We start from the raw sequence: 11988 nt of genomic DNA, 5'->3' as shown, positions 1-11988 counted from the left end.
CGGAGCCCGGTCTCTGGCGAGCGGCCCGGCCAGAGCCGGGGCACCTGACCGCAATCGTGCCGAGGGATGTCGCCGATCCATGGACAAGATCGACCTGAAGAAGCGCTTCAAGAAACTCTACAGCGCACCGACGCGGGAGTTTGCCGAAATTCACGTTCCGACCTGGACCTTCGTCAAAGTCGATGGCGAGGGCGACCCCAATGTCGCCGAGTCCTACCGCACGGCGGTCACGTGGCTCTACGGCGTCAGCTACGCGATGAAGTTCGCTGCCAAGTCCCTCGGACAGGACTACGTCGTGCCGCCGTTGGAGGCGCTCTGGTGAGCCGACGATCCCGGCAGCTTCGTTCGGCGCGATAAGGAAAGCTGGCGCTGGACCGTCATGATCCCGGCTCCTGATTTCGTCACGGACACCATGTTCGAGGCTGCCGCGACGAAGATGGGTGACAAGCTCGGAACGCCGCCGAACGCGATGCGCTTCGAGCCCTACGACGAGGGCAGGGCGCTCCAGATCCTGCACATCGGGCGATACGACGACGAAGGTCCGACGCTGAAGCACCTGCACGACGAGGTCATGCCGAGCCGGGGCGTGACCTTCAACGGCCCGCATCACGAGATCTATCTCAGCGATCCCCGCAAGACGGAGCCCGCCAAACTGAAGACGATCCTGCGCCAGCCCATCCGGTAGTGGTTCAGCCCTGACGGTTGAGTCCGTCCGGGGTTCCGGTTTGAAGTCCGTCCTGCGAGTCTCGTGGGATGCGCAGTGACATCTCTTTCACGCTCTCCGCCTCGGATCGCCTTCGGCTAGAGGCCCTGGTCGCGGATCGAAACACTCCGCAGAAGCACGTTTGGCGCGCTCGCATCGTGCTGCTGAGCGCCGATGGGATCGGGACGCACGCGATCATGCGTGAGGCGGCCGTGTCCAAGACGGCGGTCTGGCGCTGGCAGGACCGCTTCGCGCAGGAGGGCGTCGAAGGGCTCCTGCGAGACAAGACGCGGCCGGCGCGCATCCCGCCGCTGGGGCCGGAGGTGGCGGCGCGTGTTGTGGCTCTGACGCAGGAAGATCCGCCCGGCGAGACCACGCATTGGACGGCCGCCGCCATGAGCAAGGTCACAGCCATAAGCATTTCGTCGGTGCAGCGGATCTGGCGGAGGCACGGCCTACAGCCACACCGGGTCCGGCAGTTCAAGCTCTCTACCGACCCGGCCTTCGCTGCCAAATTGCGTGACGTCGTCGGGCTCTACGTCGATCCGCCCGCCCATGCCGTCGTGCTTTCGGTCGACGAGAAGAGCCAGATCCAAGCGCTCGCCCGCACGCAGGCCCCGTTGCCGATGAAGCCGGGCCAGCCGACGACGCGCACCCACGACTACAAGCGCCACGGCACGACGACCCTGTTTGCCGCTCTGGACATCCTGGAGGGCAAGGTGATTGGCCGCTGCATGCAGCGCCACCGGCATCAGGAGTTCATCCGTTTCCTCAACGCGGTCGAGGCGGCGGTTCCGGCGGGCAAGATCGTCCACGCGATCCTGGACAACTATGCCGTTCACAAGCACCCGAAGGTCCGCGCCTGGCTCGATCGCCACCCACGCTGGACCTTCCATTTCACCCCGACCTCAGCCTCGTGGCTCAACGCCGTTGAGGGCTTCTTCGCCAAGCTCGCAAAACGCCGCCTGCGACGCGGCGTGTTCGGATCGCTGATCGAGGTACAGGCGGCCATCAAACGCTTCATCGCCGAGAGCAACGGCGACCCCAAGCCCTTCACCTGGACCGCCGACCCGGATCGCATCATCCAGGCCGCAAGGCGCGGGCACCAAGTGTTAGACTCGCACCAGTAGGAGCCTCGGAGGCGACGCACGTCGTCGGATTTCGCCTCAACCCTTCTCCGCCTCGCACAGCTGCGTCACCGCCCGCTCGTAGCCCTTCGCGTCGAACTTCCTGAGCGAGTTCTCGCTCTGGTAGCGCACGCTCCCGAAAATCTTCCGGGTCTGCCACGGGCGGTCGTGCAGCCCGAAGATCCAGGCAACGTTGGTGAAGGAGTTCGCGTCGCGCCCATCGAGGAAGTAGCGGTTGTTGAGCCGCAGCGTCCGGGCGAATGCCTCCTCCGGGGAGGGCGACCATTCGAGGATCTTCTTGCCCCAGTACATGCGGAGCTGGTTGTGCATGTAACCGGTCTCGCGCATCTCGCGCATGGCGACGTTCCAGTAATGGTCGTGAGTCTTCCCCTCCGCCAGCTCCTCTTCGAAATAAAGTTTCGGGCGCTCGTCGTCGGCATGCTCGGCCAGCGTCTTGCGGGCCCAGTCGGGCACGGCGCGGGCGTAGTCGTCGTAGCCCTGCGTGTGGAAGACGTGGTTCATCGCCAGCTCGCGCCGCACGATCAGCTCCTCGAGATAAGCCGAGCGGTCGTCGGGGTCGCCGTCCTTGGCGGCGCGGATCGCCAGTGCGATCTCGACCGGTGAGATGTGCCCGAAATGCAGGTAGGGGCTCATGTGGGAGGCCGCCCCCGCCTCCGGCTTGTTGCGGCCGGCGCCGTAGCCGGCGAACGCGTCCTTCACGAAGCGCTTGAGATGCCCGGCGGCCTCGGTGTAGCCGCCGCGGAAGCGCTTCACCGGGCCGACCGTGGTGTCGAGCGTCAGCTTCGCGAGAAGCTTGTCCGGGTCCGAGACGTCGAGCCCGTCCTTCAGTTTCAAGCGCTTGAGCAGCCCGTCGGCCGGGTGATCGACCCTGCGCGGTTTGACGGGTTCGAGGTATTCGTCCCAGAGCTTCCGGAGCTTGGGGCGCAGGGTGCGGGCGGCGTATTCGTGCTTGGTCGAGGCGGTCTCGACCGGCACCACCACATCGCCCTCGACCTGGACGATCCGGCATCGCGCCGCGCGTTCGATCTCATCGTACCAACGCTTCTGGATCGCGAGGTAGCCGCGGTCGAGCACCAGCAGCGCGGCTTTGTCCGAGAGGTCGACGGCGACCTCGGCGGGCGTCGCCCGGCGTACGAAAAAGGCGATGCCGCGCTTCTCCAGGGCGGCCGCCGCGTCGGCGAGCCCCTGGAGCAGGAAGGCGTAGTGCCGGGCATTGGCCTCGGGGAAGCCGTTGGCGCCGTCGAGCAGGCCGAAGCAGACGAGAAGCGGGAGTTCGAGGCGGTTGGCCTCCTCGATCGCGAGTTCCAGCGCCGGATTGAACGGAACGCGCATGGCCTGCTGCATCAGGTACAGCACGTGATCGGCGCCCTCGCGTGGCGGAACGTCGTTCAGCACCCGGATGCGGGCCGGTTGGATCGCCATGGTTCGAAAACGCCCCGTCTCGGCTGCTTCTGTTCGGTCCGTCTCCGCCGAGGCAACCGGACGCGCCGATTCGGGCCCCGCCTTCCATTTCGCGGGTCGGACGTCCCGTTCGGGGCAGGGAATGCGTCAGCGCCAAGAACGTTGCATCGGGCTCGGCCCGACGCGCTCCCCGCCTCCGTGCGTCGCCGGCTGCGGATCAGAAATCGCCAACCCGTTCAGGAATTTGTCGTGCGCGAAAACAATGGGCGCAGTTCAATTTACTGCATAGATCGCGGTGATCCATTACACTCAGGCCTCGAATTCATCTGCGGCATTTGAGTGACAGACCCCGGCCGACGTGTGCCTCCGCACGCGCAAACGCGACCATTGCCGGCCAAGCGTCTTGCAAAATTCAGGGCAAAGATCACTTTGTGCATTGCGGGAACGCAGACGGCGTCTGCCTCCCGCTGCCCTCCTTGGGCGTTTCCTCCCTAGACTTCGGGCCGCCCTCACGGGCGGCTTTTTTTTGTCCTGAGTCCGGGGGCGATCATCCGCGGGCGCGGGCGCGGATCATGAAGTTGTCGTAGGTGTATTCGGCCACTTGGAACCAGAGGTATTCCTCGTTCCGGAAGGTCTTCATCGCGTCGTAGATCCGCTTGAAGTCCGGGTTCTTGGCCGAGAGGTCGGCATAGACCTCGTTCGAGGCCTTGAGCGCGGCTTCCATCACGTCCTGCGGGAAGGGACGCAGCTGCGCGCCGCCCGAAACGAGCCGGCGCAGGGCCTGCGGGTTGCGCGCGTCGTAGCGGGCCTGGACGTCGGCATTCACTTGCGCCGCGGCGGCCTGAAGAATGGCCCGGTACGACTTGGGCAGGCCCTTCCAGGCGTCGGCGTTGATCCAGAAATGCAGGAGCGCGCCGCCCTCCCAGAAGCCGGGATAATGGTAGACCGGCGCGATCTTCTGGAGGCCGAGCTTCTCGTCGTCGTGCGGGCCGATCCATTCGGCCGCATCGAGCGCCTTGCTCTCCAGCGCGGCATAGATCTCCGGCCCCGGCGTCGCCTGCACGGTGGCGCCGAGCTTGGCCAGCACCGTGGCGCCGAGCCCGCCGATGCGCAGCTTGAGACCTTGGAGTTCGCCGACCGTCTTGATCTCCTTGCGGAACCAGCCGCCCATCTGCGCCCCGGTATTGCCGCCGGGCAAAGCCACTAATCCGTTCTTGGCGAAGATCTCGACGAACAACTCCGCCGCGCCACCCTGGAGCCACCACGCGTTCTGGCCGCGGGCGTTGAGCCCGAACGGCATCGCGGTGGCGAGGGCGAAGGCTGAGTTCTTCGCCATGCCGAAGCTCGCCGGGGCGTGGCCCATCTCGGTCTTCCCGCCGCCGACTGCGTCGAGCAGCCCCTCGGTGGGGACCGACTCGCCCGCGGCCGAGACCTGGATCTGGAAGCGCCCGTCGGTCGCCTCGGCCACCGCTTTCGCAAGGCTCTCGGAGGCGCCGAACAGGATGTCGAGGTTGCGCGCATAGCCCGAGGCGAGGCGCCAGCGCAGCTCCGGCGCGGGTTGCTGGGCCTGGGCCGGGCTCGCCAGCGTTCCAGCGCTCAATCCGGCACCGAGGCCGGCGGTCAGCACGGCGCGGCGCTGCAAGGATTTCGGCACGGACTTCGGCAGGGGCTTTTCCATGGATCTCCCGGCTCGTCCCGATCGCTCGAACGCCCTTCCGTGGGCCGACCGTTGCCATACACGTGAAGCCCGCCATCCGGAAACCGGGGCACGCCCGGTCGCCTCGCGTGGCGCGGCGTGATAGCAGGCTCGGTGTGAACACCGAAAAGCTCCACCTCCACACCGTCTGCGGCCTCGACGAACTCGTCGAGCACCAGGCTCGCGGCGTCAGCCACGTCCTGTCGATCCTCGATCCTGATCGGGCGGACCCGGAGGCGTTCGGTGCCTACGGCACCCATCGGCGCACCATCCTGCGCTTCCACGATGCCATCGAGCCGGCGCCGGGCGTCGTCCTGCCGGAGCGCGAGGACGTCGAGAAGATCCTCGCTTTCGGCCGTGACGCCATCGCCGATGGCGGTGAGGTCCACATCCTCGTCCACTGCCATGTTGGCATCTCGCGCTCGACCGCGGCCCTCGCGACCCTGTTCGCCGAGGCCGAGCCCGACACGCCGGCGCAAGACCTGATCGCCCGCCTCCACGCGCAGCGGGAGAAGGCTTGGCCGAACGCGCGCATAATCGCATTTGCCGACGAGATGCTCGGGCGGCAGGGCAGCCTCAGCGAGGCGGTGCGCCGTCTGCACGCGCTGCAATTGCGCAAGCGCCCGCATCTCGATCAAGTGATGCGCGACCTCGGCCGCGGCGCGGAAGTGGACGCGGCCCTGCGGGACTGACGGTCCGCTTCAGTTCGATTTGGCCGGCGTGAAGTTGCCGTCGCGCCAGACGTAGAGCACGTAGCCCTGGGCGGTGATGTCGCCCTTGTTGTCGAAGCCGACGGGTCCGAGCACCAGATCGAAGCGCTCGCCGTGCAGGGCCTTGGCGATCGGCGCTGGCTCCGTGCTGTGGGCGAAGTTACCGGCCTCCACCAGCGTCTGGAGCGCGGCATAGCCGTAGATCATCGAGCCGTCGGCCTCGACGCCGTGTGCCTTGAACTCGGCCACCACGCCCTGCGCCTCCGTCTTGCGGCTCGGATCGAGATAGAAGGTCATCAGCACGCCGTTGCTGGCAGGGCCGGCGATCTTGGCGAAGTCCGGCGTGGCGATGGCCGAGGTGCCGAACCATTGCGGGCGAAAGCCCCGTTCGGCCGCGATGCGGACCAGCCGGCCCATCTCCTGCGCGTCGCCGCCGTAATAGACCACGTCGATATTCGCCGCCTTCAACCGGTCGGCGAGGGCCACGTCGTCCGCATCGCTCGGCTGGAAGGCCGTCGCCATCGCCTCGTTGACGCCGATGCGGTTGAGGTTGTCCTTGGTCGCCGCCGCGAGGGTGCGCGAGGCCGGCGACAGATCGTTGAGGATGGCGATCCTCCGGTCGCGGAACCGCTCGGCCAGGATCGCGGCCGAGAGCTTGGCCTGGTCGTCGTCCCGGCCGCAGACCCGGAAGATCGTCGGCAGGCCGCGATCGGTCAGCTTGGCAGCGACCGAGGCCGCGGTGATCATCACGATTCCGTTGGCGGCGTAGACATCGGAGGCTGCAAGCGACGCATTCGAGCAGACATGGCCGACAACGAGGCGGACACCCGTGTTCACGTAGTGGTTGGCCACCGCCACGGCCTGATTCGAATCACAGGAATCGTCCTGTACGTCGAGCACGATGGGCTCGCCATCGATGCCCCCCTTCGCGTTGGCATCCCGCGCCGCCGCCTCGACGCCGCGCAGCACCTGAGCGCCGACGGTGACGTAGGGCCCGGTGCGCGGCACCGCGACGCCGACCTTGACCTCCGCCGCGGCCGGCGCGGCCGAGAGGAGGAGCCCGGCCAGCAGCGCGAGCGAGGCCGAACCGAGGGCGTGGGGGCGTCGGACCGTCATGGCGCCTCTTTCCCAGCCCGCTGCCCCTTTGCCAAGGTCTGCCGGTCCGGACCGTTGTCGTCTGTCAGGACAGCCATCCTGTGCAGGCTCCCGTTCCGGGGCCGGCACAGCCGCGCATCCGACATCACCTTCGCTGCATGGAATGACGCGGGCTGGGCCTTTGGCAAGTCGCGATCTCGACGAAACGGGGCGGACTTTCGCGGGGGAGCGAACGTGCAGGGTCCATCCGCAACCACACGCCACCCGGACGATGCGCTAGGCTTTCGTTCTCGCATCGTCTGTTTCCGAAAGCCGGCGACCACCTTTCGGGACGATGCTCTACCGCGTGACGGTGTAGATCGAGGCGCCCGCCGCGATGGGCGAGGCCACGGTGGAGAACACGCTCAGCACCTTGCCCAGTTCCGCGAACGGCGAGCTCGATACGTAGACGAGATCGCGGTTCCGCATGCGGAAGCTCTGGGTCAGGAACATCCCCTGCGCGTCGCGCAGGTTCACCCGGTACACCACCGGCACCTGCGGTGAGGCCAGGAGCGGCGAGTTAGGCCGCAGCCGCCGCACTACCGCTGCCGGCTCGTAGCGGAAGATGAACACGCCCGCTGGGTCGGCCTGGGTCTCGCGCAGACCGGAGGCCCGTGCCAGCGCCTGCGACAGCGTCAGCCCGTCCGCCGTGAACGGCACCTCGGTGGTGTTGCCGAGTGCGCCCACCGAGAGGAAGGTTTGCGGATCGCGCACCAGGGTCAGGGTGTCGTCGGGACGCACGAAGATGTTCTCGCGCGGGTTGGAGACCACCGTGGTCATCGGCACGGTAACGGTGCGGTTGCCGCGCGACAGGCGCACGAAGGTCTCGGCCACCGGGGTGCGCACGCCGCCGGCCTGGGCGATGACGTCGAGCAAGCGGTCGCCGCGGCCCGAGAGCGGCACGCGCTTGCCCATGGCCGCCTCGCCGGAGACGGTGACCGATTGCGAGACCGGCTTGGTGACGGAAACGAGCACCTGCGGCTGGATCGCCTTGCCGGCGAGTTCGGTCTCGATCAGCGCCTGGACGTCCTGGGTGCGGCGTCCGACGACCTTGATCCGGCCGGCGTAAGGAACGGTGATGCCGCCGTCGGGCCCGACCACCTGCTCGGGGATCGTGGCGGACTTCGATCCGGCCGAGAAGCGGTCGGAGACGAGCGGGCCGGAGAACAGGCCGCCGGCCCCGGCCTCCCAGACCTGAACCGCCACCGAGTCGCCGACGCCGATCACCGGCTCGACCGAGGGGCGATGGTCGCCGAAGGTGACGAGGAGGCTGTCGAGGGGGCGGGTGCGCAGGGCCTCGACGAGGGCGGGGGTGATGTCGATGATCTCGTAGCGGGCGAACAGGCCCTCGGCGGTGGCGACGTCGGCGCCGCCCTCGATCGCCGAGGTGGTCGGCCCCGCGGCCGGAAGGACCGAGCATCCCGGAAGCGCCAGGGAGGCGGCAAGGATCGCCAGGGCCGCAGCGCACTTCATCGGAGACTCCATCCGGGTCGAGGCAGGGCGTAGAGCCACGTCCGTCCCCTTCCCGGTAGCCACGCAGTCACTGCGATTCATTGAATACGGGCCCCGGCCTGATCTTGATTGACGCGTACGATGCGCCGACGGCCGGCGAGGGCTCACGCAGCAATGCGTCACCACCGTGGCACGGCTACGCTTATCCCCCAAATCCTGAACGTTTCGGGGTGACGGCGTCCCGCAGGACACAGCCGAGCTCGCCCGCGGTGAGATCGATCCGGGCGGGGGCCGGGCCGCCCTCCCGGCCGAAACGGAACAGCGCGTAGTCCGTCGCCATCGGGCCGGACTCCGGCGGGCGGAGGTCGGGCAGCGACGGCGCATGGTCACCGAACACGCAGAGCGTCGCCCGCCGCCCGGCGAGTCCGTCGATCAGTCGCTCGATCGCTTGGCCGGTATGGGCGACATGGTGGAGGTACTGCGCCAGCGGCTCGTCGATGCCGGTGAGCCGGCCGGGCTTCCAGGGCCCGTGATTCTCCATCGTGACGGAGAACACGAACGTGCGCCCCGTCTTGCTCCCTTGGCCGTTTGCCACCTCCGCCAGGATGCGATCGGCGACGGCGACGTCGCCGATATAGGGGCCGATCCGAGGGGCATCGGAGAAATCCTCCTCCATGACGAGGCGCTCGAAGCCGAGGCGCTGAAACACCCGAGCCCGATCGAAGAAGTCGCGGTGGAACGGATGCACGAACACCGTCTCGAACCCGGCGGCGCGGGCGAGCCGGGCGAGGCTGGTCGGCTCCTCGCCCTTGCGCGCGAGGTAGGGGTCGTAGCGGCCGAAGCCGAGGCTTTCGGGGCCGAGGCCGGTGAGCACGGCGTGCTCGGAACGCATGGTGTAGGCGCCGTGCGCCGGCACCGCGAGCCGGCCGTACTGTGCTGCCTGCGCCCGGATCCGCGCCATCGCCGGAAGATCCGGACCGCCGAGACGGGCCGGATCGAGGAAGGATTCGAGCTGGACGACCACGATGACCTCGTCGTCGGGGCTGCCGTGACCATACGCCAGCACCGGCGGCGCATCTTCCTCGCCGAGGCGGCGCAGCCCGTAGCCCATCATCGTCGCGACGAGCCCGTAGCGGGCGACGTCGCGGGCGAGGTCGGGCTGCGGGAAGATGTGGCGCAAGGTCCTCTGCCCCGGCGGTGTCAGGCCCGCGAGCGCGAGAGCCGCCAGCGCTGCCGGTAGGCCTAGCATCGCGACGATGGATGCGCTCGTCCCGCTCGGCAGCGCGGCGGGTTCAAGGACGTACCAAGCGATCACGATGGCAACGCCGAGGAGCAGAGGCCCGGCGATCCGAAGGTCGGTGAGCGGCAGGGTGTAATAGAGCTGAGGGTGGCGCGGCACCTGCGCGAGCAGCGCGAGGTCGCTGAACACCACCGGCTCACCGATCACCCGGCGCTTCAGCCGGTCCACCACCGAGAGGATGGCGAGGGTCAGCAGGCAGGAGGAGACCGCGAGCCAGGGCCGCCACGAGAACTGGAACCAGAATAGCGTGATGAGGGCATAGCCGGCGGCCCGAATCGCCAGATCGCCCGGCCGGAGGCTCGGGCGTTGCGACGAGGCCGCCGCCTCGATGGCGAAGGCGCCGGTGAGCGCAACCGCGAGAGGCACGAGATGGGTCGCGAGGCTCATGGCCGTCTCAGCGGCCGGATTCACTGCGCACGCCGCGGCGGGCGCGCAGGCGGCGAATGACCGGATTGATCAGGGCGTAACGCAGCCGCATCGTCGCGTGACGGACTGCGCCGAGGGCGAGACGCGAGGGCGGCGCTGCGGCCCGAGCCTCGCTGAGCCGGTCGAGCAGTTGCTCCGGCGTGCACGGCTTAATCGCCACCGGATCGAGATAGAGCGGGTAGAGGATCAGCGCTCCCGCCACCAGGGCGTCGAGGGACAGCGTGCGGCCGCGGTCGGCCCCCGGTGCCAGATCCTCGGTCAGCCCCCAGCCCGCGTAGAAGGGGCGGCCGTGGACGGCGACGCTCAGTCCGCGAATCAAGGCCTCGAAGCCGGCCAGCGAGGTCATGGTCTCGACGTGGTGGCAGCGGTCGAGCAGGTCGACGATGGACAGGCCGCCAACGACGCGGTCGGCGAGCCGCCGCACCTCCTCCTCCGGGATCGTGCCGGGCCGGAACCCGGCCTCGACATCGGGATGCGGCTTGTAGAGCAGGAACGCGTCCGGGTTACGGGCGCGGGCGGCCCGCAGCAGGGCGAGGTTGCCGCGCACCTGCGGTGAACCGGTCAGCACCGAGGCGTCGTCCTCGACCTGGCCCGGCACCAGCACGATTCGCCGGTCCGTGGGCCAGTCCTCGCCCACGCCTTCGAGGCCGACATTGTACTTGCTCAGGCGCCGCGCCACGATCGACTCGCGCAGGGCAGCGGCGCGAGCGGTCAACCCGGCCGGGAACTCGGCTTCTTTCAGCGTGCGGGCGAGCCGGCTCTCCACCCGCGGGTCGTAGTAGATGCCGAGATCGTCCACGACGATGGAGGCGCCCGGCTCCAGGCTGGCGCCGAGCCCGACCGAGCGCAGGAATCCGTCCTCGATCCGTGCGAAGGGCAGACCGGCCTCAGCGCAGAGGCGCGGAAGCTGTTCCGGGCAGCGGGTCGCCCAAGCCTGGACCCGGCCGCCCTGCGCGCGGGCGAGCGCCACCGCCTCGCCCGCGGTCATCGTGTGGAGCGGTGCTCCCGCCGGCCCGGTGGCGAAGACATCGAGCGCGGCGCGCTTCCAGCCGGACACGCCGACGAGGACGACGCGGCGCTCATTGCCGAGGAAACGGTCGCGCAGCCACGCCACGCGTTCCACCGCATCCGCGAGCGGAATCGGCCGGCGCGTCCACGGATCGAAGCCGTGCACGCCGACGCCGTAACGGAGCGCCAGGAACGCCGCCGCATCGGCCGGGCGCGGACCCGTAGCCGGGTCGGGGCCATGGGCCTCGAAGTGGGCCAGCGCCGGCTCGCAGGCCGCATCCCACCGCGCCACGTGGATGCGCGCCGCGAGGGGAAACAGCAGCCACGGATCGGCCGGGGCGGGGATCACGGTGAGCCGCGGATCGGTGGGCGCCCCGTCCGGCGGACATCCGTCGGGGCCGGCGGCGACGAAGCGCGTCCCCGGATTCTGGGTGAGAAGCCGTGTCAGGAAACTTCGCAGGGTCGCGCCCGAGGCGGCGGTTTGCGGATCGATCAGGGCGAGAGCGGGCCGCGTTTCTCCCGAGAAGAGGTCCGCCGCGACATCCGGAAGCGAGCGGGCGAACCGGTTGAAGCCGGCGAGCCCGCGCGCGCGCAGAAGGTCGCCGAAATCCGGGGAGGGGGGCTCGCCTCCGAGGGGCTGGCCGGCATAGCTGAGGCGAAGGCTCGAAAGGCCGGTCTGCGGCGAATCGTAGGGGCTGAGGAGCGGGCCCGGCGCGACCCGCAGAACCGCCTTGCCGTCCGGCGCGGCAGACCACAAAGCCGGCGGGCCGGGGGAGCGGAAGGTCAGCGCCGCACCCGTTGCCGCCTCGATCTGCGCGCGCAGAAGCCGGACCGTCCGGCCGAGCGGCAGGTAGGAGCGGGGCAGCCCGGTATCCCCGTGCGACTCGATGGGGCGCAGGTCGGTCATGGCCTGTCGATCATGGTGAGGCCCGCTCCATAGCCCAAGCCCCGTCCTTGGCCCAGGCCGGTTCGAACATGGGCTGCAACTTCCCATGCGTCGGTACGGCGCG

Annotated in this window: 10 protein-coding genes; 4 read left to right on the top strand and 6 right to left on the bottom strand. The window is 68.9% G+C overall.

Annotated elements, in window-relative coordinates:
* Positions 1-79: 79 nt before the first annotated feature.
* The 3 genes from J2W78_RS16545 to J2W78_RS16535 all read left to right on the top strand — a co-directional run bounded on the left by J2W78_RS16545 (position 80) and on the right by J2W78_RS16535 (position 1833).
* The gene (locus J2W78_RS16545) at positions 80-322 is read left to right on the top strand and encodes a hypothetical protein (RefSeq protein WP_253372236.1); all 243 of its coding nucleotides are present in this window, start codon (positions 80-82) and stop codon (positions 320-322) included.
* A 57-nt stretch (positions 323-379) separates the two neighbouring features.
* Positions 380-685: a GyrI-like domain-containing protein gene (locus J2W78_RS16540; protein ID WP_253372234.1), complete on the top strand. Its 306-nt coding sequence runs from the start codon at positions 380-382 to the stop codon at positions 683-685.
* A 68-nt stretch (positions 686-753) separates the two neighbouring features.
* Positions 754-1833, top strand: coding sequence for an IS630 family transposase (locus J2W78_RS16535; RefSeq protein ID WP_253372232.1), 1080 nt, complete (start codon positions 754-756; stop codon positions 1831-1833).
* 36 nt (positions 1834-1869) lie between these two features.
* Here the strand turns inward: J2W78_RS16535 and J2W78_RS16530 are convergent, their stop codons facing one another.
* A complete protein-coding gene (locus J2W78_RS16530; RefSeq protein ID WP_253372230.1) occupies positions 1870-3273 on the bottom strand; it encodes a deoxyribodipyrimidine photo-lyase in 1404 nt (467 codons plus the stop codon).
* Positions 3274-3799: 526 nt separating this feature from the next.
* Positions 3800-4930, bottom strand: a complete 1131-nt coding sequence (locus J2W78_RS16525; protein ID WP_253372228.1) for a TRAP transporter substrate-binding protein — start codon at positions 4928-4930, stop codon at positions 3800-3802.
* Between the two features lie 134 nt (positions 4931-5064).
* Here J2W78_RS16525 and J2W78_RS16520 point away from each other — a divergent pair, with 134 nt between their 5' ends.
* Complete coding sequence (locus tag J2W78_RS16520; protein WP_253372226.1) at positions 5065-5640, top strand: tyrosine phosphatase family protein; 576 nt, start codon at positions 5065-5067, stop codon at positions 5638-5640.
* Positions 5641-5649: 9 nt separating this feature from the next.
* Here J2W78_RS16520 and J2W78_RS16515 read toward each other — a convergent pair whose 3' ends face one another.
* From J2W78_RS16515 to J2W78_RS16500, 4 genes are all read right to left on the bottom strand, one after another.
* Positions 5650-6774 (bottom strand): branched-chain amino acid ABC transporter substrate-binding protein, encoded by a 1125-nt coding sequence (locus J2W78_RS16515; protein ID WP_253372224.1) that lies wholly within the window; start codon positions 6772-6774, stop codon positions 5650-5652.
* Between the two features lie 318 nt (positions 6775-7092).
* Positions 7093-8265 carry a polysaccharide biosynthesis/export family protein gene (locus J2W78_RS16510; RefSeq protein WP_253372222.1) on the bottom strand — a complete coding sequence of 391 codons (1173 nt, stop codon included), beginning with the start codon at positions 8263-8265 and terminating at the stop codon, positions 7093-7095.
* A gap of 181 nt (positions 8266-8446) precedes the next feature.
* On the bottom strand, positions 8447-9931 hold the full coding sequence (locus J2W78_RS16505) for an LTA synthase family protein (protein ID WP_253372220.1): 1485 nt from the start codon (positions 9929-9931) through the stop codon (positions 8447-8449).
* Between the two features lie 7 nt (positions 9932-9938).
* The gene (locus J2W78_RS16500) at positions 9939-11885 is read right to left on the bottom strand and encodes a capsular polysaccharide export protein, LipB/KpsS family (protein ID WP_253372218.1); all 1947 of its coding nucleotides are present in this window, start codon (positions 11883-11885) and stop codon (positions 9939-9941) included.
* Positions 11886-11988 lie beyond the last annotated feature (103 nt).

The sequence above is a fragment of the Methylorubrum extorquens genome (assembly GCF_024169925.1).
Taxonomy (GTDB): Bacteria; Pseudomonadota; Alphaproteobacteria; order Rhizobiales; family Beijerinckiaceae; genus Methylobacterium; species Methylobacterium extorquens_A.
This window is presented reverse-complemented; position numbering and strand designations above follow the sequence as displayed.